This is a genomic window from Streptomyces sp. NPDC020379 (assembly GCF_044387105.1).
Taxonomy (GTDB): domain Bacteria; phylum Actinomycetota; class Actinomycetes; order Streptomycetales; family Streptomycetaceae; genus Streptomyces.
The window spans coordinates 21345-41288 of the sequence record NZ_JBIRVR010000008.1 but is presented as its reverse complement, the minus strand read 5'-3'; the positions used below and the strand labels follow the sequence as shown (position 1 = coordinate 41288).

General features: G+C 71.0%; 15 protein-coding genes, 4 tRNA genes, 1 pseudogene and 1 riboswitch. Of the genes and pseudogenes, 12 read left to right on the top strand and 8 right to left on the bottom strand.

What is annotated here, in order from left to right:
• Positions 1-3: 3 nt before the first annotated feature.
• The 4 genes from hrpA to ACH427_RS12890 all read right to left on the bottom strand — a co-directional run bounded on the left by hrpA (position 4) and on the right by ACH427_RS12890 (position 4454).
• Complete coding sequence (gene hrpA / locus ACH427_RS12905) at positions 4-3951, bottom strand: ATP-dependent RNA helicase HrpA (RefSeq protein ID WP_398869493.1); 3948 nt, start codon at positions 3949-3951, stop codon at positions 4-6.
• 219 nt (positions 3952-4170) lie between these two features.
• Positions 4171-4244 (bottom strand) — tRNA-Phe (locus ACH427_RS12900).
• A 23-nt stretch (positions 4245-4267) separates the two neighbouring features.
• A tRNA-Asp gene (locus ACH427_RS12895) sits at positions 4268-4342 on the bottom strand.
• Positions 4343-4381: 39 nt separating this feature from the next.
• A tRNA-Glu gene (locus ACH427_RS12890) sits at positions 4382-4454 on the bottom strand.
• A 158-nt stretch (positions 4455-4612) separates the two neighbouring features.
• On the opposite strand from ACH427_RS12890, the gene ACH427_RS12885 reads away from it, so the two are divergent.
• The 4 genes from ACH427_RS12885 to ACH427_RS12870 all read left to right on the top strand — a co-directional run bounded on the left by ACH427_RS12885 (position 4613) and on the right by ACH427_RS12870 (position 8440).
• Positions 4613-4963 (top strand): metallopeptidase family protein, encoded by a 351-nt coding sequence (locus tag ACH427_RS12885; RefSeq protein WP_398869492.1) that lies wholly within the window; start codon positions 4613-4615, stop codon positions 4961-4963.
• Positions 4964-5103: 140 nt separating this feature from the next.
• Positions 5104-5619, top strand: a complete 516-nt coding sequence (locus ACH427_RS12880) for a hypothetical protein (RefSeq protein WP_398869491.1) — start codon at positions 5104-5106, stop codon at positions 5617-5619.
• A gap of 376 nt (positions 5620-5995) precedes the next feature.
• Positions 5996-8236 carry a DEAD/DEAH box helicase gene (locus tag ACH427_RS12875; RefSeq protein WP_398869490.1) on the top strand — a complete coding sequence of 747 codons (2241 nt, stop codon included), beginning with the start codon at positions 5996-5998 and terminating at the stop codon, positions 8234-8236.
• A 131-nt stretch (positions 8237-8367) separates the two neighbouring features.
• Positions 8368-8440 (top strand) — tRNA-Lys (locus ACH427_RS12870).
• Between the two features lie 84 nt (positions 8441-8524).
• Here the strand turns inward: ACH427_RS12870 and ACH427_RS12865 are convergent.
• Together ACH427_RS12865 and ACH427_RS12860 are read right to left on the bottom strand one after the other, a co-directional pair.
• Complete coding sequence (locus ACH427_RS12865) at positions 8525-8785, bottom strand: hypothetical protein (RefSeq protein ID WP_398869489.1); 261 nt, start codon at positions 8783-8785, stop codon at positions 8525-8527.
• Between the two features lie 58 nt (positions 8786-8843).
• Positions 8844-9227 (bottom strand): annotated as a pseudogene (locus ACH427_RS12860) (SDR family oxidoreductase); the annotation flags it as partial.
• 180 nt (positions 9228-9407) lie between these two features.
• Here ACH427_RS12860 and ACH427_RS12855 point away from each other — a divergent pair.
• The 6 genes from ACH427_RS12855 to ACH427_RS12830 all read left to right on the top strand — a co-directional run bounded on the left by ACH427_RS12855 (position 9408) and on the right by ACH427_RS12830 (position 17671).
• On the top strand, positions 9408-10271 hold the full coding sequence (locus tag ACH427_RS12855; protein ID WP_398869488.1) for a DUF6227 family protein: 864 nt from the start codon (positions 9408-9410) through the stop codon (positions 10269-10271).
• Positions 10272-10488: 217 nt separating this feature from the next.
• A complete protein-coding gene (locus tag ACH427_RS12850; RefSeq protein ID WP_116212685.1) occupies positions 10489-10692 on the top strand; it encodes a cold-shock protein in 204 nt (67 codons plus the stop codon).
• Positions 10693-10934: 242 nt separating this feature from the next.
• Positions 10935-12548: a DEAD/DEAH box helicase gene (locus ACH427_RS12845; RefSeq protein WP_398869487.1), complete on the top strand. Its 1614-nt coding sequence runs from the start codon at positions 10935-10937 to the stop codon at positions 12546-12548.
• A 1005-nt stretch (positions 12549-13553) separates the two neighbouring features.
• A riboswitch (cyclic di-AMP (ydaO/yuaA leader) is annotated at positions 13554-13721 on the top strand.
• Between the two features lie 11 nt (positions 13722-13732).
• Positions 13733-15007: a peptidoglycan DD-metalloendopeptidase family protein gene (locus ACH427_RS12840; RefSeq protein ID WP_398869486.1), complete on the top strand. Its 1275-nt coding sequence runs from the start codon at positions 13733-13735 to the stop codon at positions 15005-15007.
• Positions 15008-15297: 290 nt separating this feature from the next.
• Positions 15298-16689: an MFS transporter gene (locus ACH427_RS12835; protein WP_398869726.1), complete on the top strand. Its 1392-nt coding sequence runs from the start codon at positions 15298-15300 to the stop codon at positions 16687-16689.
• 37 nt (positions 16690-16726) lie between these two features.
• A complete protein-coding gene (locus ACH427_RS12830; protein ID WP_398869485.1) occupies positions 16727-17671 on the top strand; it encodes an aldo/keto reductase in 945 nt (314 codons plus the stop codon).
• 128 nt (positions 17672-17799) lie between these two features.
• On the opposite strand, the gene ACH427_RS12825 is transcribed toward ACH427_RS12830, so the two are convergent.
• Entirely contained in the window at positions 17800-18099 is a 300-nt protein-coding gene (locus ACH427_RS12825) for a hypothetical protein (RefSeq protein ID WP_398869484.1), read from the bottom strand.
• A 69-nt stretch (positions 18100-18168) separates the two neighbouring features.
• Complete coding sequence (locus ACH427_RS12820; protein WP_398869483.1) at positions 18169-18633, bottom strand: ATP-binding protein; 465 nt, start codon at positions 18631-18633, stop codon at positions 18169-18171.
• 253 nt (positions 18634-18886) lie between these two features.
• On the opposite strand from ACH427_RS12820, the gene ACH427_RS12815 reads away from it, so the two are divergent.
• Positions 18887-19738: a Scr1 family TA system antitoxin-like transcriptional regulator gene (locus ACH427_RS12815; RefSeq protein WP_398869482.1), complete on the top strand. Its 852-nt coding sequence runs from the start codon at positions 18887-18889 to the stop codon at positions 19736-19738.
• Entirely contained in the window at positions 19626-19940 is a 315-nt protein-coding gene (locus ACH427_RS12810; RefSeq protein ID WP_398869481.1) for a DUF397 domain-containing protein, read from the top strand. The genes ACH427_RS12815 and ACH427_RS12810 overlap by 113 nt, the downstream gene beginning before the upstream one ends.
• Positions 19941-19944: the final 4 nt, after the last annotated feature.

The window sequence follows — 19944 nt, the reverse complement described above, 5'->3', positions numbered from 1 at the left end:
GCCTCAAGGAGCCAGCTGATCGATGGCCTTCACGATCCGCTTGTCCGAGACCGGATACGCCGTGCCGAGGGCGTGGGCGAAATAGCTGACCCGCAGCTCCTCGATCATCCAGCGCACCTCGCGCGCCTCCCGCGGCACCGGCCTCCCCTTGGGGAACTGCTCCAGCAGCCAGGCGTACTCGTCCTGCATGTCCTTGACCTTCGCCATCCGCGCGCGGTCCCGCTCCGCGTTGGTGGGCATCTGCGTCAGCCGGCGGTCGGCGGCCACCAGATAGCGCAGCAGGTCCGGCAGCCTGCGCACGCCGTGCTCGGTCACGAAGCCCGGCTTGATCAGCGCCGCCAGCTGCTCCTTGACGTCCGTGAGGGAGGGCACGAGCACCAGCGACGTTGTCGCCTTCAGCCGCCGCTCGCACGCCTGCCAGGCCGCCAGCACCTCCTGCACCTTGCGGATGGTGTCCAGCGTCGCGTCGACGATGTCGGCCCGCACCGCGTCGAAGAGCTTCCGGAAGGACTCCTCGTCCCAGGCCGGGCCGCCGCGCAGCGCGATGAGCTTGTCCGCGGCGCCGGCCACGCAGTCCTCGAAGAGGGCCGGGATGGAGCCGTGCGGATTCCGCGACAGGGCGAGCTTCTGCTGGTTGCTGAGCTTGTCCTGAGCGAATTTCGCGGGATTGGAGGGGAGGTTGAGCAGGATGAGACGGCGGGTGCCCCGCCACATCGCCTCCTGCTGCTCCGCCTCGGTGTCGAAGAGCCGCACCGCGACCGAGCTGCCCTCGTCCACCAGCGCGGGGTACGCCTTGACCGGCTGCCCGGCCCGGCGCGTCTCGAAGGTGCGCTGGAGCGTCCCGATGGTCCACTGAGTGATCCCCGAGCGCTGCTCCGGGGCGCGCGCCGCGCCGCCCTCGCCCGGGGCCTCGGCGGCCTTCTCGAACGCCTTGGTGATCGCGGCCTGGGTCTTGGGCTTGAGGCGGATCCGCAGCGCCTCCAGGTCCTTGTCCTCCGCGATCTTGCGCTTGCGCTCGTCGACGATCCGGAAAGTGATCTTCAGGTGGTCCGGGACCTTGCCGAGATCGAAGTCCTCCGCCTCCATCCGCACGCCCACCATCCGCTGGAGCTCGCGCGTCAGCGTGGTGGTCAGCGGCTCCTGGAGGGGCACCGCGCGGTCCAGGAACGCCTTGGCGTAGTTCGGCGCCGGGACGTAGTTCCGCCGGATCGGCTTGGGCAGCGAGCGGATCAGCTCGGTCACCAGGTCCTCGCGCAGACCCGGGATCTGCCAGTCGAAGCCCTCGGCCGAGACCTGGTTGAGCACCTGGAGCGGGATGTGGACGGTCACGCCGTCCGCGTCCGCGCCCGGCTCGAACTGATAGGTCACCTTGAACTTCAGCCGGCCCTGCCGCCAGGAGTCCGGGTAGTCGTCCTTGGTGACCGCCTCGGCGTTCTCGTTGATGAGCATGGAGTGCTCGAAATTGAGCAACTCCGGCTCGTCCCGGCGCTTGTGCTTCCACCAGGAGTCGAAATGCGCGCCCGAGACGACGTGTTCGGGCAGCCGCTGGTCGTAGAAGTCGAAGAGCGTCTCGTCGTCCACCAGGATGTCGCGGCGGCGGGCGCGGTGCTCCAGCTCCTCGACCTCGCCGAGCAGCTTGCGGTTGTCGTGGAAGAACTGATGGTGGGTGCGCCAGTCGCCCTCCACCAGGGCGTTGCGGATGAAGAGCTCACGGCTGGTCTCCGGGTCGATGCGCCCGTAGTTGACCTTCCGCTGCGCCACGATCGGCACGCCGTAGAGCGTGACCCGCTCGTACGCCATGACCGCGGCCTGTTTCTGCTCCCAGTGCGGCTCGCTGTAGTTGCGCTTCACCAGGTGCTCGGCGAGCGGCTCGATCCACTCCGGCTCGACCTTGGCATTGACCCGCGCCCACAGCCGCGAGGTCTCCACCAGCTCCGCCGACATGATCCAGCGCGGCTGCTTCTTGAAGAGCGCGGAGCCCGGGAAAATCGCGAACTTGGCGCTGCGGGCGCCGAGGTATTCGTTCTTCTCGGTGTCCTTCAGGCCGATGTGCGACAGCAATCCGGCCAGCAGCGACTGATGTACGCGGTCCTCCGGCGCGTCCTCCTCGGCGAGGTGGACGCCCATCTGCTTGGCGACCGTCCGCAGCTGGGAGTAGATGTCCTGCCATTCGCGTATCCGCAGATAGTTCAGGAACTCCGACTTGCACATGCGCCGGAAGGCCGACGACGACAGGGCCTTCTGCTGTTCACGCACATAGCGCCACAGATTGAGGAAGGCGAGGAAGTCGCTCGTCTCGTCCTTGAACCGCGCGTGCTGCTGATCGGCCTGCTGCTGCTTCTCCGAGGGCCGCTCCCGCGGGTCCTGGATCGACAGCGCTGCCGCGATCACCATGACCTCGCGGACGCAGCCGTTGCGGTCGGCCTCCAGCACCATGCGGGCCAGCCGCGGGTCCACGGGCAGCTGCGAGAGCTTGCGGCCGAGCGGGGTCAGCCGCTTCTTGTGGTCCTTCTCCTTCGGATCGAGCGCCCCCAGCTCATGGAGCAGGTCGACGCCGTCCTTGATGTTGCGGCGGTCCGGCGGGTCGATGAAGGGGAATCGCTCGATGTCCCCGAGCCCGGCCGCGGTCATCTGGAGGATGACGGAGGCGAGGTTCGTACGGAGGATCTCGGCGTCCGTGAATTCCGGCCGGGAGAGGAAGTCGTCCTCCGAGTACAGCCGGATGCAGATGCCGTCGCTCGTACGGCCGCAGCGGCCCTTGCGCTGATTGGCGCTGGCCTGCGAGACCGGCTCGATCGGCAGCCGCTGGACCTTCGTGCGGTGGCTGTAGCGGGAGATGCGGGCGAACCCGGGGTCGATCACATAGCGGATGCCCGGCACGGTCAGTGACGTCTCGGCGACGTTCGTCGCGAGGACGACACGGCGGCCGGAGTGGCGCTGGAAGACCCGGTGCTGCTCGGCGTGCGACAGCCGCGCGTACAGCGGGAGGATCTCCGTGGACCGCAGCTTCTTCTTCTCCAGCGCGTCCGCCGTGTCGCGGATCTCCCGCTCGCCGGAGAGGAAGACGAGTATGTCCCCGTCGCCCTCCCGCTGGAGCTCGTCCACCGCGTCGCAGATCGCGGTGATCTGATCGCGGTCGGCGTCGGTGGAGTCCTCCTCCAGCAGCGGGCGGTAGCGCACCTCCACCGGATACGTACGGCCGCTGACCTCGATGATCGGCGCGTCGCCGAAGTGCCGGGAGAAGCGCTCCGGGTCGATGGTCGCCGAGGTGATGACGACCTTGAGGTCGGGGCGGCGCGGCAGCAGCTGGGCGAGGTAGCCGAGGATGAAGTCGATGTTGAGGCTGCGCTCGTGCGCCTCGTCGATGATGATCGTGTCGTACTGGCGCAGCTCGCGGTCCGTCTGGATCTCGGCGAGCAGGATGCCGTCCGTCATCAGCTTGACGAGGGTGTCGCCGCCGACCTGGTCGGTGAAGCGGACCTTCCAGCCGACCGCCTCGCCCAGCGGCGTCCGCAGCTCCTCGGCGACCCGCTCCGCGACCGTACGGGCGGCGATCCGGCGCGGCTGGGTGTGTCCGATGAGGCCCCGGAGGCCACGGCCGAGCTCCAGGCAGATCTTGGGGATCTGCGTGGTCTTGCCGGAGCCGGTCTCGCCCGCGACGATCACGACCTGGTGGTCGCGGATCGCCTCGAGGATGTCGTCCTTTTTCTGGCTGACCGGCAGCTGGTCGGGGTAGGTGACCGCGGGCACGGCGGCGCGCCGCCGCGCGATGCGCCCTTCGGCCTGTTCGATCTCGGCCGCGATCTCGGCGTGCACGGCCGAGCGGGCCTCGGGCTTACGGATCCGGCGGGCGCCTTCCAGCCTGCGACCGAGCCGCTGCGCGTCGCGCAGGGAGAGCTCGGACAGGCGCGCGGCGAGGTCGGCGGTGGCGGAGGCAGGCTGCGTAGACATACGAACCCCAGGATCGCACCAGCCGCACGGAACCGGCGAACCGATTTCCGCCGGGGGCGGGGGCGGACGGGGGCGCGCACGCCTGGGCGGCGGGCTTCGCGGAGGGCGGGCCAGGCGCGGCACCAGGGCGCCCCGGGAAAACAGTGAGCCGGGAAAGTGAGCCAGGAAAGCGAGCCGGAAAAACACTGAGCCCCCCATCCGAAGACGGGGGGCTCACCGTGGCTGGGGCCGGGGTCGAACCGGCGACCTTCCGCTTTTCAGGCGGACGCTCGTACCAACTGAGCTACCCAGCCACACGATCCACAAGGAATCGCAGCGGTCCTGACGGGATTTGAACCCGCGGCCTCCACCTTGACAGGGTGGCGAGCACTCCAAACTGCTCCACAGGACCTTGCTATGTGCGAGCACTAGTCTCGCACATGATCAAGCGTGCCCCCAACGGGATTCGAACCCGTGCTACCGCCTTGAAAGGGCGGCGTCCTGGGCCACTAGACGATGAGGGCTGATGGCCCACCTGGGCGCTTCGCAGCGCCTCGGGGACGTGAGAAGCATATGGGATGGAAGGAGATAACGCCAAAACGGTTTGCCGACCGTCTCGCGCGGCGGCCCGCGGCCCCCGGGACCACGGCGCGAAGTGCGCGCGTGGCGGACAATGGCGAGCGTGCTGGAGATGACGCGCGAGGAGTTCGAGGAACTGGTCGCCGAGGCCCTGGACCGGATCCCGCAGGAGCTGACACGGCTGATGGACAACGTCGCGGTGTTCGTGGAGGACGAGCCCCCGGCGGAGGACCCGGAGCTGCTCGGCCTCTACGAGGGGACGCCGCTGACCGAGCGCGGCGAGTGGTACGCGGGCGTCCTGCCCGACCGCATCACCGTCTACCGCGGCCCGACGCTCCGGATGTGCGCCACGCGGGAAGAGGCCGTGCACGAGACGGAAGTGACGGTGGTTCACGAGGTGGCCCACCACTTCGGCATCGACGACGCGCGGCTGCACGTGCTGGGTTACGGGTGAGCCCTGGGGGACCGGTGGTGTGCCCGGCGGTGCGGCCGGGGCGGGAGTGAGGGGGCGGCGGCGCGCCGCGCGTGTCCTGCGCGGGGCGGGGCCAGTTGGGCAGGGCGCCTGTCCCACGCACTCCTAAGGCGGTCCCCTCCATGCCTCCCTCTCCCGCTCAGACAGCCGCCACCCGGATCGCGGCCGTGGCCGTCGCAGCCCTGGCCCTCGGGGGGTGCATGAGCGTGAGCGACCCGGAGCGGCCCGCTCCGTCGTCGGGTTCGGGCAAGCAGCGCGACGCGCGGCCGGAGCCGGACGGCGGGGTGCGGATGCCGGGCAGCCGGCCCGGCCGTACGGACGCGAAGGCCGCGCGGGGCGCGAGCGGCAGCCCCTCGGCGAAGGGCGCGTCCGGCGGTGCGTCGTCCGCCTCGCCCTCCGGCGATCAGGCGGAGGAGTCGGCGGCGCCCGCCAAGCCGGGCAAGCCGGGCGGCAAGCCCAAACCGCCGGCCGGGCAGGGTTCCGGCACGGGTCCCACGCAGGGCAGGACGCCCCCGCCCACGCAGACGTCCCCGCAGCCGCCGAGCAGCTCCGTGCCCCAGCCCCCGGCGAGCTCGCCGCCCGTCTCCTCGCCCCCGCCAGCGCCCCAGCCGGGCCCGCAGGCCGGGCCTGTGGCCTAGGTCATGCGCTCGTGCGCTGTCGCCGTGGTGGCGGACCGGCGCGGGTGGTGCCGGGAGCGGCGGAATCGGTTCTGTGCGGCCCTTGAGACCCTCCCGGGGGGCGCCTCGCCGCAGGCCGCGCCGGGCCCGCGCCTGACGGTCCGCCGCGGCGGAGCGCGGCGGAGTGACCTGGGCCATTCGGGGGGCGGGTTGCGCGCAGGGGGGATGGGTGCGTATGGTGGTAGATCGTTTGATCCCATTTGCCCGGCGCCTGACAGAAGCGCGCCGTGTGGCGCGTTCCTTACCTTGCCGTGGCTGACCGCATCGAGGCGGTCATTTGTGAAGCCGACACGGAGCTTGGGCGCGTGCCGAAACTCCGGAAGGTTTCGCATTTCGCATGTCTATTTCCACTGAGCAGACCGTCATGCCCGAGGGCGACGAGATCGTCGTCACCGAGGAGCTCGACGCCACCGAGACCGCTCTCGAGGAGGCCGCCGAGCCGGCCGAGCCGACGATCACCTTCGGTGACCTCGGCCTCGACGAGGCGATCGTCCGCAAGCTGGCGCAGAACGGTGTCACCACCCCGTTCCCGATCCAGGCCGCGACCATCCCCGACGCCCTGGCCGGCAAGGACATCCTCGGCCGTGGCCGCACGGGCTCCGGCAAGACCCTCTCGTTCGGTCTGCCGCTGCTGTCCACGCTGGCCGGCGGCCACACCGAGAAGAAGCGCCCCCGCGGCCTGATCCTCACCCCGACCCGTGAGCTCGCGATGCAGGTCGCGGACGCCCTCCAGCCGTACGGCGACGTGCTCGGCCTCAAGATGAAGGTCGTCTGCGGCGGTACGTCGATGGGCAACCAGATCTACGCCCTGGAGCGCGGTGTCGACATCCTCGTCGCCACCCCGGGCCGTCTGCGCGACATCCTCAACCGCGGTGCCGCCCAGCTCGACAAGGTCCAGGTCGCCGTCCTCGACGAGGCCGACCAGATGGCCGACATGGGCTTCCTGCCCGAGGTCACCGAGATCCTCGACCAGGTGCCGGCCGGCGGCCAGCGCCTGCTGTTCTCCGCCACGCTGGAGAACGAGATCGACACCCTCGTCAAGCGCTACCTGGTCAACCCGGTGACGCACGAGGTCGACGCCGCCCAGGGCGCCGTCACCACCATGACCCACCACGTCCTCGTCGTGAAGCCGAAGGACAAGGCGCCGGTCACGGCCGCCATCGCCGCCCGCAAGGGCCGCACCATCATCTTCGTCCGCACCCAGCTGGGCGCCGACCGCGTCGCCGAGCAGCTGCTCGACGCCGGTGTCCGCGCCGACGCGCTGCACGGCGGCATGACGCAGGGCGCCCGCACCCGGGTGCTGGAGGACTTCAAGGGCGGTTACGTCAACGTCCTCGTCGCCACCGACGTCGCCGCCCGCGGCATCCACGTCGACGGCATCGACCTGGTCCTGAACGTCGACCCGGCCGGTGACCACAAGGACTACCTGCACCGCTCCGGCCGTACGGCCCGCGCCGGCCAGTCCGGCACGGTCGTCTCCCTGGCCCTGCCGCACCAGCGCAAGCAGATCTTCCGCCTGATGGAGGACGCGGGCGTCGACGCCTCGCGCCACATCGTCGGTGGTGCCGGCGCCTTCGACGAGGACGTCGCCAAGATCACGGGCGCTCGTTCGCTGACCGAGGTCCAGGCCGACTCGGCCGCCAACTCCGCCAAGCAGGCCGAGCGCGAGGTCCAGGAGCTCACCCGCCAGCTGGAGCGCGTCCAGCGCCGCGCGACCGAGTTCCGCGAGGAGGCCGACCGTCTCCTGGCGCGCGCCGCCCGCGAGCGCGGCGAGGACCCGGAGGCGGCCGTGGCCGCCGCTGCCGAGGCCGCCGCCGCCGAGGTCAAGGCCGAGGAGGAGGCTGCCGCCGCCGTCCCCGCCCAGACCGCTCCGGCGCACGAGCGCCGTGACGACCGTGGCAACTTCGACCGCCGCGACGACCGCCGTGACGAGCGTTCCGGTGGCTTCCGCCGCGACGACCGCCGCGACGACCGCTCCGGTGGCTTCCGCCGGGACGACCGCCCGTCGGGTGGCTTCCGCCGCGATGACCGTCGTGACGACCGCTCCGGTGGCGGTTTCCGCCGGGACGACCGTCCCTCCGGTGGCTTCCGTCGTGACGACCGTCCGTCCGGTGGTTTCCGCCGTGACGAGCGTCCCTCCGGCGGTTTCCGTCGCGATGACCGCCCGTCCTCCGGTGGTTTCCGTCGTGACGAGCGTCCGGCCTCCGGCGGTGGCTTCCGCCGCGACGACCGTCGTGACGACCGCTCCGGTGGCGGTTTCCGCCGCGATGACCGTCCCTCCGGTGGCTTCCGTCGTGACGAGCGTCGTGACGACCGTCCGTCCGGTGGTTTCCGTCGCGATGACCGCCCGTCCTCCGGTGGCTTCCGCCGCGACGACCGCCCGGCCTCCGGCGGCTACCGCTCCGGTGGCGGCGACCGTCCGTTCAACCGCGACCGCCGCGACGACCGTCCCTCCACCGGCGGTTACCGCTCCGGTGGCGACCGTCCCGCCGGCCGTCGTGACGACCACCGCGGTGGCGGCGCCGGTTCCTCCTTCGGCCGCCGCGACGACAAGCCGCGCTGGAAGCGCAACGGCTGATCGCCGCAGGTGAATTGGGGCCCGTACGGCACTTCGGTGCGGTGCGGGCCCCGCCGCGTTCGCGGCCCCGGCCGATGAGTCGGCCATAACGACTCGGGATAACGCGGTCGGCCGGGCTATGCTGCGGGTGCGGGCCGTTAGCTCAATTGGCAGAGCAGTGGACTTTTAATCCATTGGTTGTGGGTTCGAGTCCCACACGGCCTACCGGTTCCACTGGTATCGAAACCCCCTGCCGACCCGGTCGGCAGGGGGTTTCGGCGTTCTCGGGGCGGCCCGGCTGACATGCGTTCAGACTGTCTGGGCGGTGTCCGCCAGGACGATCTCGCGGACGCGGACATTCCGCGGTCGGTGGCACGCATAACGAATGGCCTCGGTGACATCGTCCGCGGGGAGTCCGCCTTCCGGAGCGGCCTCCGCGGCCTGGTGCGACGCCTGCACTCCGGGATCCGTGATGTGCGAGCTGAGTTCCGTGGCCGCGTAGCCCGGGGCGATCACCGTGGCGCGTACGCCGTGCGGGGCGGCCAGCTCGCGGATCGTCTCGGACGCCATGTGGATGGCGGACCTGGCCGCGCGGTAGACGGCGTCGGCGCCGAAGGAACTTGCGGCCCGCGAGCGAACTGATGTCGACGATGGTGCCGCGGCGTCGCTCGGCCATTCCGGGCAGCACGGCGTGCACCCCGTCGAGCACTCCGCGGAGGTTGATGTCGATCATCCGGTCCCACTCGGCGGGGTCCTGCGTCACCGGATCGCCGGTGAGCATCACCCCGGCGTTGTTGACGAGCGCGTCCGTGGGCCCGTAGGCGTCCTCCGCCTCCCGGATCGCCGGGGTGAGGGCGGCGCGGTCGGTGACGTCCACCGCCCGGCACAGCGCCCGCGGCGGGCCGGGCGCCGCCAGTTCGAGCCGTCTGCCCAGGAGCGGCAGGGGGTGGCCGTCCTGTGCGAACAGCCGGGCACAAGCGGCCCCGATGCCGGAACCGGCCCCGGTGACCACGGCGAGCGCGCAGGGGGTGTCCAGGCCGGGGACGCCAGGCGCGTAGGGCGCGGTGCGCCCGGTGCGGGGTCCGGTCGGGTGACCCGACCAGTTCGCCCGAACCCGGCCCCGATGCCGTGTTCGCGCCGCTACGGTAAGTGCGCGGGGTGGGGTGTGGCCGAGGTCGGGAGGTCGAGCGGCATGGAGAACTCGCGAGCGGGTGAGAGCGGGAGCGGGAGCGGCGGCAAGGGCACGGAGCACGCGGAGGCCAGGGGGCGCGAGGGGCGCGGCGGGGGCGCGGGCGCCGAGCTCACCCCCGCCGAGCACGTGGAGCGGCTGCTGGACCGGGCGCAGAACGGCTTCGAGATCGACGAGGCCGTGCTCGCGCGGCTGCGCACCGCGCTGATGCACCAGGCCGAGCTCCGCTCGTACCGCCAGCGCAACGACGACACGCGGCCGCTGCGGTGCAACACCTACCGGCACATCTTCCTGCTCACCGACGGCAGCAGCCTGCTGCTGTACGAGCTGGAGCACGACACCGGGCCCGACGAGCGGTTCCTCTACGAGCTGTACGCCCACGAGGACGCCCTCGACGAGGCCGAGCGCCGGGTCCACGAGCGGATCGGCGGCGGCATCGGCCCCGGCAGCGAGGCCGAGGAGCTGCCGGCCTGGCTGGCGGAGGAGCTGCTGCTGGCCATGGGCCCCACCCAGCCCCGCCGGGAGTACGTCTCCGACGCCTCGCCCGACCACGCCCGGCGGCTGCTGCGCCGCGCGGAGAACGAGGACGGGCCCGGCGAGGTCGTGCGCGAGCTCCTCCAGGAGGCGCTCGGCCACCACATCGCGCTGATCACCAAGCCGCGCCGACGGGGCACCGGCCGGGACGCCACCTGGTGCCGGTTCTACGAGCACGCCTTCCTGCTGGAGGGCGGCGGCGAGCTCAGCCTGTGGGAGCTGGAGCACAACATGACGGCGGACGGCAGGCTCGTCTGCGAGGTCTATCTCGACGAGGCGGAGGCCGAGGTGGCGGCGGACCGGCACGCCCGCGCCCAGGGCGTCGAGCTGTAGCCGGGGCGGGTCACGGGCGGGTCTCAGGGGCCGGCGGACGGCGGGGCGGGAAAGACGGGGGTTACGGGGGCCGCCCCCGTGTGCTATGGTCGACGGAAGTTGCAGTTGTGGTACCCATGAACTCGTGTGCGCCTGACGGTTATGTAGCCGAAGGCGCATTTTTGTTTTTGCCGGTCTATTCCGGTGTGGGGCCCATCCCATTCACAAGGAGATAGACATGGCTACTGGCACCGTGAAGTGGTTCAACTCGGAAAAGGGCTTCGGCTTCATCGAGCAGGACGGCGGCGGCCCGGACGTCTTCGCCCACTACTCGAACATCGCCTCCTCCGGCTTCCGTGAGCTGCTCGAGGGTCAGAAGGTTTCCTTCGACGTCACGCAGGGCCAGAAGGGCCTGCAGGCCGAGAACATCGTCGCTGCCTGACGATTCACATGCCCACCCGGTCCGGGTGACGGGACCTTCGGCCCTCGCGCCGTGAGTCCGACGTCCTCGCCGGGCACCGCATGAAGCACCACGTAATGGGGCCCGCACCACTGGGTGCGGGCCCCATTGCTGCCCCCGCACCAGCGCGCCCAGGCTTTTCCGCCGTCCGTCCGTACCGGCCGGTCCCGCGAAGCGAAGTCTCTTCTTCCGGGCGTGCCACCCCATTGAGGGAAGGTCCCCGCATGACTCGCTACGCCCGTTCTTCCTCCGCCGACGGCGGCTCCGCCCGTCCGCCCCGCCAGCGCGGTGGCGGCGGCCAGTCCGCCCGCGGCGGCCAGGCGCCCCGCCGCCGTACCGCCGCTCCCCTCCAGGGGGAGTTCGAGACGCCGGTCTCCACCACCCCGGCCCTGCCGCCGGTGGCCTCCTTCGCCGACCTGGACATGCCGAACGGCCTGCTCGCCACGCTGACCCGCGAAGGCGTCACCGAGCCGTTCCCGATCCAGGCCGCGACCCTCCCCAACTCGCTGAGCGGCCGTGACGTCCTCGGCCGCGGCCGTACGGGCTCCGGCAAGACGCTGGCCTTCGGCCTGGCGCTGCTCGCCCGCACGACGGGCCGCCGCGCCGAGCCCGGCCGCCCGCTCGCCCTCGTGCTCGTCCCCACCCGCGAGCTGGCGCAGCAGGTCACCGACTCGCTCAGCCCGTACGCCACCGCGGTCAACCTGCGGATCGCCACTGTCGTCGGCGGCATGTCCATCGGCCGGCAGGCGCAGACGCTCGCGCGCGGCGCCGAGGTCCTGGTCGCCACCCCCGGCCGGCTCGCCGACCTGATCCAGCGCGGCGACTGCAAGCTCGGCGACGTGCGGATCACGGTCCTGGACGAGGCCGACCAGATGGCCGACATGGGCTTCCTGCCCCAGGTCACCAAGCTGCTCGACCAGGTCGACCCGGACGGCCAGCGCATGCTGTTCTCCGCGACCCTGGACCGCAACGTCGACCGCCTCGTGCGCCGCTTCCTCACCGACCCCGTGACGCACTCCGTCGACGCCTCGGTCGGCGCGGTCTCCACGATGGAGCACCACCTGCTCTTCGTGACCGACGCGGACAAGAAGGAAGCGGTCACCCGGATCGCCGCCCGCGAAGGCCGCGTGATCATGTTCGTGGACACCAAGCGCGGCGCCGACCGCCTGGTGAAGAAGCTGCTCTCCGAGGGCGTGCGCGCCGGGGCGCTGCACGGCGGCAAGAGCCAGCCGCAGCGCAACCGCACGCTGGAGCTGTTCCGTACGGACCAGGTCACCGCGCTGATCGCCACCAACGTCGCCGCCCGCGGCATCCACATCGACGGCCTCGACCTCGTCGTGAACATCGACCCGCCGATGGACCACAAGGACTATCTGCACCGCGGCGGCCGCACGGCCCGCGCGGGCGAGTCCGGCACGGTCGTCACCCTCGTCCTGCCCGAGCAGCGGCGCGAGATGACCCGCATGATGGTCACGGCGAAGATCACCCCCAACGTCATCAAGACGCACCCCCGTGACCCCGAGCTGGAGCGGATCACCGGTGCGCGTGAGCCCAGCGGTGTCGCGGTGGTCATAGCGCCGCCGGCCGCCGCGCAGCAGCCGCAGCAGGGCACGAAGAAGCCGTCCCGCTCGCGCGGCTCGGGCTCCGGGTCCGGCCGCAGCCGTACGCGTACGGAGCCGAACGCCGGCAACGGTGGCGGCGGCTACCGCGGCTTCGGCAGCGGCACGGGGCAGGGCCAGGGCGGCGGGGCGTCCCGCCGTTCGGGTGGTACGCGTCCGGGCAACGCGGTTCGCCGTGGCGGTGGGGGCGGGGGCTCTCGGCGGGCGCCGAAGGTCTGACCGGTTGCTCTGACCGGTTGCTCTGACCGGTTGCGGGGGGCTCGGCGTTGCCTTGTGCGGGTGCGTTGCCGCTTGCGGCGGGGCGCCTTGCCGGGCTTGGTTGTGGGGTTCGCCGTTGTCTTCTGCGGGTCCGTTGTGCTTTCGGTGGGGTGGCCTCAAGCGCCGGCCGGGCTGGTTTGTGGTGGGTGCCGGGGGTGGGTCTTCCGGGCTGGGGACCTGGAACGCGGTGCGGTGCGGGTCTTGCGGATTGAGTGCCGTGATGTCGCACCGCGTTCCAGAACCCCACCCTCCAGCCCCACCCCCTCCCGCCGGAGGGCGAGTGCGGGACGTGTCCGCTTCAGGGTTCGCATTCAGCCCGTTGGGGGCACCTCCCAGCGTTAGCTGGGGGAGATTGAGGACGCGCGAAGCGTGTTGCGCGGTCTGGGGCAGCGCCCCCCCCCACGCGGCGGAGCCGCACATCAGACGCAGCCGGGAAGGGGCGGGCAGGGGAACAAGCGCCGCAGGCCGACCGCCCCGCACGCTGGGGCTGGGCACGCGCCCCCTGGCGTGTTCTGCGACCCGCGGGCGCGTCTGACACGCCGGCAGTTCCAAAGCCCTGACGCGCCGCTGGACACCCTCGTCAACGACACACCCGGCATTCGGGCGCGGACAGCCGCACCACAGGCGACAAGGCCCTGCTCGCGACCCGGCCCGGCCCGGCGACGAACGCCCCCGCCGGGCCGCCGGCGTTTCCGGTACGCCCGCTGCGGCACGGCCGACTGCGCGTACGGCCGTCGACCGGCGTACCGAGAGCACGCGGCACCGAAATCCGCCCGCACGCGCAGTAGTGGATCTTGATCGTTCCGCATTCCGTCGGAATAAGGACCACATTAAGAAGTCGGTCTCCTCGCCAAGTCCTGACCAAGGAGCCGGTCGATTCAGCCTTTCGGCTTGGAAACCACGCGGTCTGTCTATTAACGTTCGATAACGACGTGCGGTCCTCATCACCGCCGCAAGAGGCGGCGCCGTGCGCCTTCGCCGAATCCCGCGGGCACAGCAAGACCTGATACACCAGCAGCATCTGGGAACCGGGGAACCACCCGCCCTGGGGTGAATCGGGCCGCACCCGGCTCGTAGGAGACCTTCCTGCTCCGAACCCGACAGCTAACCCGGTAGGCGAGAAGGAAGGAAAGGAGTGCGCCCCCGTGGCGTTCAACGAGCCTGCCCTCGACCCCACTCTGCACGGGTCGAACGAGCCTTACGTACCCGAACTTCCGATCGTGCCCGCGTATATGACCGCCCATATGGCGACGCCCTCGCCGCAGACGGCGGCCATGGGAAGCGGCACCCCGGCGATCGCGACTCCCGCGCGGGGCTTCACCACTGATTCTCAGCCGATGCCCCCTCAGCCGGTCGCACAGCGATCGGCAGCGCCCCAGCCGACTGTCCCGCACTGGGCAGTGCCTGAGCCGGCGGCGCCGGAGCCGGTCGTCGGCGAGGCCGCGCACCCCGCCCCCGTACCGGCCCGTGGCGGGAGCGGCGGCCGGCACCGCGTCGCCAAGCAGCGCGGCGGCACGATGGCCCGCAGCGGCGCCGTCCTCGGCGTCGGTGTCATCGCGGCGGTCGGCGCGGGCGGCATGGCGAGTGCGCAGGACCGCCCGGCGGCGCCGATATCGGTACCCGACCTGGCCGGCTCCCTCCTCGGCGGCGGTCAGACGCACGAGGAACAGGCCGCGCCCGCCGCGCCCGCTGCCGAGCAGCCGCTCACCCAGGCCGGCCTGAGCACCGAGGAAGCGGCCCAGGGCACCACGAACGCGGGCGAGGCCCTGCGTGCCCGCATCCTCCAGCAGGCCGAGCACCAGCAGAACTCCGCCGACGACCGGACGCGCGAGGCGGCACAGCGCGAGGCGGCCGAGGCGGCGGCCAAGAAGGCGGCGGAAGCGGCCGAGGCGGACAGGGCGGCGAAGGCGGCCGAGGCCGAGCAGGCCGAGGCGGCGCGTGCCGAGGCCCGCCCGGCGGCCGCGGAGGACGCCGCCGCCGACCCCACCGACCCCGGGCCCCGCACGCCCGCGGCGCACAGCCCGGGCGCGTACACCCTCCCCGTCGGCTCGTACACCCTGACCGCCGGCTTCGGCCAGGCGGGCAACATGTGGTCCGCGAACCACACCGGCGAGGACTTCGCCGCCCCGACCGGCACGCCCGTCAAGGCGATCGGCAGCGGCACGATCACCCACGCCGGGTGGGCGGGCGCGTACGGCTACCGCATCGTGCTGAAGCTGGACGACGGTACGGAGGTCTGGTTCTGCCACCTGTCGTCGATGGTGGTCACCTCGGGCAAGGTGAACAGCGGCGACGTGATCGGCCGCGTGGGCGCCACCGGCAATGTCACCGGCCCGCACCTCCACCTGGAGATCCGCCCGGACGGCGGGGCCCCGGTCGACCCGCTGCCCTGGCTGCGCGAGCGCGGCCTGGAGCCGTAGCCCTGGTGACGGCGAGCGCGGGAACGGACGGGCTGGGGTGTGCGATTCCCGGCCCGTCCGGCGTTTGAGGACGGGACCAGGGCCGCCGCATGCCCCGGGTGCCCGAGATCGAGCCCGTACGGCGGCACCGGACCCCGGTCCGGTGCCGCCGGAGCCCGGGGACAGTGGCCAAACCACCCGCCGTCACGCATAGCCGCCGCGAACAAGGGCACCCGGATGCTGTGACAGCCGCGATCACCACCTCCGTACCGGCCCGTCTGGACCGCCTCCCCTGGTCCCGCTGGCACTGGATGGTGGTGATCGGCCTCGGCACGGTCTGGATCCTGGACGGCCTGGAGGTCACGGTCGTCGGCAACATCGCCGGCCGCCTCTCCGAGCGGGGCAGCGGCCTGCCGGTCACGTCGGGCGAGGTCACGGGCCTGGCCGCGGCCCTCTATGTGGCGGGGGCGTGCTCCGGTGCGCTCTTCTTCGGCCGCCTCACCGACCGGTTCGGCCGCAAGAAGCTGTTCATCGTCACCCTCGCCGTCTATCTGGCCGCGACGGCGATGACCGCCCTGTCGTTCTCCTCCTGGTGGTTCTTCGCCTTCCGCTTCCTGACCGGATTCGGCATCGGAGGCGAGTACGCGGCCATCAATTCCGCCATCGACGAGCTGATCCCCGCGGCCTACCGCGGCCGGGTCGACCTCATCATCAACGGCAGCTTCTGGATCGGCGCGGTCGGCGGTTCCCTGCTGTCGATCCTGATGCTCGACACGGCCGTCTTCCCGATGGACGTGGGGTGGCGGCTGACATTCGCGCTGGGGGTGGTCCTGGGCCTGGTCATCCTGCTCGTACGGCGGCATGTGCCGGAAAGTCCGCGCTGGCTGTTCATCCACGGCCGAGGGGACGAGGCCGAGGAACTCGTGACCTCGATCGAGGAACGCGTCGCGGCGGAGAAGGGGCGCGAGCTGCCGCCCGCCGAAGGTGAGATCACCATTCACCAGCGGTCCGCGATCACCTTCCGGGAAATCGCCCGTACGGTGTTCGGCCAGTACCGCCGACGTGCCGTGCTCGGCCTCGCCCTCTTCATCGGCCAGGCGTTTCTCTACAACGCGATCACTTTCGGCTTCGGCGCCATTCTCACCACGTTCTTCGGCGTCTCCACTTCCCGGACCGGCTATTTCTTCGCGGTCATCGCCGCGGGCAACTTCTGCGGTCCGCTCCTGCTCGGCCGCCTCTTCGACACCGTCGGCCGACGCGTCATGATTTCCTCGACCTATCTGCTGTCCGGCCTGCTCCTCTTCGGCACGGCCTGGCTCTTCGGCGCCGGGCGGCTGAGCGCCGACACGCTCACCGCCTGCTGGGCCGTCGTCCTCTTCTTCGCCTCGGCGGGCGCGAGCAGCGCCTACCTCACGGTGTCGGAGGTCTTCCCCATGGAGACCCGCGCCATGGCCATCGCCTTCTTCTACGCGCTCGGCACGGCGGCCGGCGGCATCACCGGCCCGCTGATCTTCTCCGACCTGACGAGCAGCGGCGTCGTCGGTGACACGGTGCTGGCATTCCGGATCGGCGCGTCCCTGATGTGCGCCGCCGGGCTGGTCGCGGCCTTCCTGGCCGTACCGGCGGAGGGGCGTTCCCTCGAATCGATCGCGGCCCCGCTGTCCACCGAGCGGGCGGCGCCGCTCCGCGCGACGGCGAAGTAGCGGAATACCCCTCACCGTAAGGATGTTGGAGAGAGCCATGGCTGACATTCACAAGAAGATCGGCAACCTGTCCGTCCACCCGCTGGCCCTTGGCGGCAATGTGTTCGGGTGGACGGCCGACGAGACGCAGTCCTTCGCCGTCCTCGACGCCTACGCGGCGGCCGGCGGCAATTTCATCGACACCGCCGACGTCTACTCCGCCTGGGTGCCCGGCAATACGGGTGGCGAGTCGGAGACCGTGATCGGCAACTGGTTCGCCGCCCGCGGCAACCGCGCCGACATCGTCCTGGCCACCAAGGTCGGTGCGGGCGTCCCCGAACCGCGCGGCCTGTCGGCGGCCGCCATCAAGTCGGGCGTCGAGGATTCCCTGCGCCGCCTGCGCACGGATTACATCGACCTCTACTACACGCACTACGACGACCCGTCGGTGCCGGTGGAGGAATTCATCACCGCGCTCGACGCCCTGGTGAAGGAGGGCAAGGTCCGCGAGATCGCGGCTTCCAACATCACGGCCGAGCGGCTGACGGCGGCCCTGGAATTCTCCGACTCGGCGGGCCTGGCCAAGTACGCCGCGATCCAGCCGCACTACAACCTGGTCTCCCGCGACACGTACGAGGGCCCGCTCGCGGACGTCGCGGCCCGCCACGGCCTGGCCGCCGTCCCGTACTGGGCGCTGGCCTCCGGCTTCCTCACCGGCAAGTACCGCCCGGGCACGGTGGTGGACAGCGCCCGCGCCGAGGGCGCCGGCAAGTACCTCGAAACGGAACGCGGCCTCCGCGTCCTGGCGGCCCTGGACGAGGTCGCCGCGGCACACGACGCGGAACTCTCGACGGTGGCCCTGGCGTGGCTCGCTTCCCGCCCGACGGTCGTGGCCCCGCTGGCGAGCGCGCGGACGGTCGCCCAGCTTCCGGCGCTGCTGGCGATGGCGGACCTGAAGCTCACGGAGGCGGAGCTTTCGCTTCTGACGGAGGCGTCGGCGTAAGGCGGAGCCGAGAAGGCAGAGGGGCCGGTGGTACGGCCCCTCATGCTCCTGGGCGCGGTGGTCCGGCTGCTCACGGCAGGACCGCCGCCCCTCACGCCGGGCCGGAAGCCCGGCGATTCCGCACGCTCTCAGGCGCGGCTCTCCACGACCCAGGAGGCCAGCGCGACGCCGCCCGCGACGGCGAAGACGGACGGCCAGGGCCCCACCTTCTTCGACAGCGGGTGCGACCCGGCGAACGCGGCGACGTACAGCCCCGTCAGCGCGGCAGCCTTCCCGGCCCCGGCCTTCCCGGCCCACTGCCGGGCGGCCACGGCCCCGGCGGCAGCCAGCGCGACCCCACCGAGCGGCCGCTTCTTGGTCCACCGGGCAACGCCGTACCCCCCGACGAGCCCACCGGCAGCCACGACGGATGTCGGAATCCCAGCCATCTGCACAACCTCCGCACGCATCAGAAATCTCTTCCTTCCCGAGGCTACGCCGGGGGTGTGAGGGGGCGGCTACGGGCCTGTGTGGGCGAGGGGCTCGAACCAGACGCATTTCCCGACGACGTTGAGCCGATCCCACACGAAGGTGACTCCGGACGCCACGGAAAGACACCGCACCAGCGCGAGCCCCCGCCCGTCCTCCTGCCCGTCCCGGGCGACCCGCCGCCGGGGCCGCCGCGCGTGATCACCATCGAGCACGGAGACCACGACCCGGTCCCCGCACAGGGCGACCTCCACGGAGAGATCGTCGACCCGGGCATGCTGCACGACGTTGGTGACGAGATCGGACACGCAGACGAGGGCGTTCTCGATCAGGACCGTCCGGCCGACGGCTTCCAGCACGGCGGCGACGAACTCCCGGGCGACGCGAGCGCTGGTGGGGACGGCGGGGGCGAACAGCCGATAGATCTCCGCGGGCTCACCGCCGTCGTCGTCCTCGGTGGGGGTGCGGGGGCTGCTGAGCATGGCGGTACGCATGACGTGATCTCCCAACGGAGTCGTGGACCTCGCGCTTCGACCGCCGTCCGTGGCTTGGTCGCTGCCATTTTGATCATCAACTGGCAGGGCTACGACTGCACTTCGGGTCTTCCCGGCGGGTGCGGCGCGGTGTTGGCAAGGACCGTAGAGCTACGCGATGCACGTGTGCAACCTCTACGGGTTACATGTGCAACGAGTGGACCCTTGGGAAGGCACGCGCAACACTGTGGGCAATGACCAGGGGAGGAGCGGTATGCCACCGAGGGCGGCGCCAACTGCCAGGCAACGGAGGCTTGGTTCCGAGCTGCGCAAGATGCGCGAGCACGCGGGACTCAGTGTCGCCGACGCCGGCAAGGAGTTGGGTGCCGACCGCACCCGCATCAGCAATACCGAGGCGGGTCGTCTGGGCGTCAGCGCGGAACGGGTGAGAACGCTCGCCCACATTTACGCGGCCCCCGACCCCGCCTACGTCGACGCCCTTGCGGATATGGCCGAGGAGCGTGGAAAGGGGTGGTGGGAGGAGTCTCGCGGGACGCTGTCCACCGGTGCGCTCGATCTCGCCGAGCTCGAACATCACGCGATCAGCCTGACGGTGCTGCAAGTCGTCTACATTCCAGGTCTGTTGCAGACCGAGGAATACGCCAGGGCCGTGTTCGGGCAAGCCGTGCCGGAGCTGCAACCCTTGGACGTCCAGCGCCGTGTGTCCTACCGGATGCAGCGCAAGCGCGTGATTGAACGCAACCCCGCCACGCCGTGCACGTTCGTGGTCCACGAAGCCGCCTTGCGCATGATCTTCCCGGGCGTCGACGGGCAGCGGCGCCAGCTGGAGCGGCTCGTCGAAATGAGTGACCAGCAGGGTGTCTCGATCCGGGTCATCCCGTTCGCGGCCGGTGCCTTCCCCGGAGCAAGCGCCTCGTTGACCTATGCGGCCGGTCCCGTTCCCCAGCTCGACACGGTGGCTCTCGATACGGCTCATGGGTCGGTCTTTCTGGATGCGGAAGCGCACCTTGAGAACTATCGCAGCATCCTGCGCAGTACATTGGAAACGTCCCTTGCCTCAAGTGAGGCGCGGGATTTCATCCGCAAAATCGCCAAACAACTGTGAAGGCGTGAAGGTGTCCGAGATGGAGTGGCAGAAGTCCTCGTATTCCAGTGACAGAGACGACTGCATAGAGGTGGGTCGCTCTGGCGGCCGCCTTGCGATAAGGGAAAGCGACGTCCCGGGCGCGGTGTTGATTACAACCGGTAGGAGACTCGGGGCACTCATCCAGAGCGTCAAGCTAGATGGCCTTAGTCGCCCTATCTAGCGAA

Excerpts from the sequence above, each read along its gene's own strand:
- ACH427_RS12845 (WP_398869487.1), top strand. The coding sequence starts at position 10,935 with ATGACTCGCTACGCCCGTTCTTCCTCCGCCGACGGCGGCTCCGCCCGT.
- ACH427_RS12835 (WP_398869726.1), top strand. The coding sequence starts at position 15,298 with ATGGTGGTGATCGGCCTCGGCACGGTCTGGATCCTGGACGGCCTGGAG.
- ACH427_RS12850 (WP_116212685.1), top strand. The coding sequence starts at position 10,489 with ATGGCTACTGGCACCGTGAAGTGGTTCAACTCGGAAAAGGGCTTCGGC.
- ACH427_RS12815 (WP_398869482.1), top strand. The coding sequence starts at position 18,887 with ATGCCACCGAGGGCGGCGCCAACTGCCAGGCAACGGAGGCTTGGTTCC.
- ACH427_RS12855 (WP_398869488.1), top strand. The coding sequence starts at position 9,408 with ATGGAGAACTCGCGAGCGGGTGAGAGCGGGAGCGGGAGCGGCGGCAAG.
- ACH427_RS12820 (WP_398869483.1), bottom strand. The coding sequence starts at position 18,633 with ATGCGTACCGCCATGCTCAGCAGCCCCCGCACCCCCACCGAGGACGAC.
- ACH427_RS12830 (WP_398869485.1), top strand. The coding sequence starts at position 16,727 with ATGGCTGACATTCACAAGAAGATCGGCAACCTGTCCGTCCACCCGCTG.
- ACH427_RS12880 (WP_398869491.1), top strand. The coding sequence starts at position 5,104 with ATGCCTCCCTCTCCCGCTCAGACAGCCGCCACCCGGATCGCGGCCGTG.
- ACH427_RS12865 (WP_398869489.1), bottom strand. The coding sequence starts at position 8,785 with ATGGCGTCCGAGACGATCCGCGAGCTGGCCGCCCCGCACGGCGTACGC.
- ACH427_RS12825 (WP_398869484.1), bottom strand. The coding sequence starts at position 18,099 with ATGGCTGGGATTCCGACATCCGTCGTGGCTGCCGGTGGGCTCGTCGGG.
- hrpA (WP_398869493.1), bottom strand. The coding sequence starts at position 3,951 with ATGTCTACGCAGCCTGCCTCCGCCACCGCCGACCTCGCCGCGCGCCTG.
- ACH427_RS12875 (WP_398869490.1), top strand. The coding sequence starts at position 5,996 with ATGTCTATTTCCACTGAGCAGACCGTCATGCCCGAGGGCGACGAGATC.
- ACH427_RS12810 (WP_398869481.1), top strand. The coding sequence starts at position 19,626 with ATGCGGAAGCGCACCTTGAGAACTATCGCAGCATCCTGCGCAGTACAT.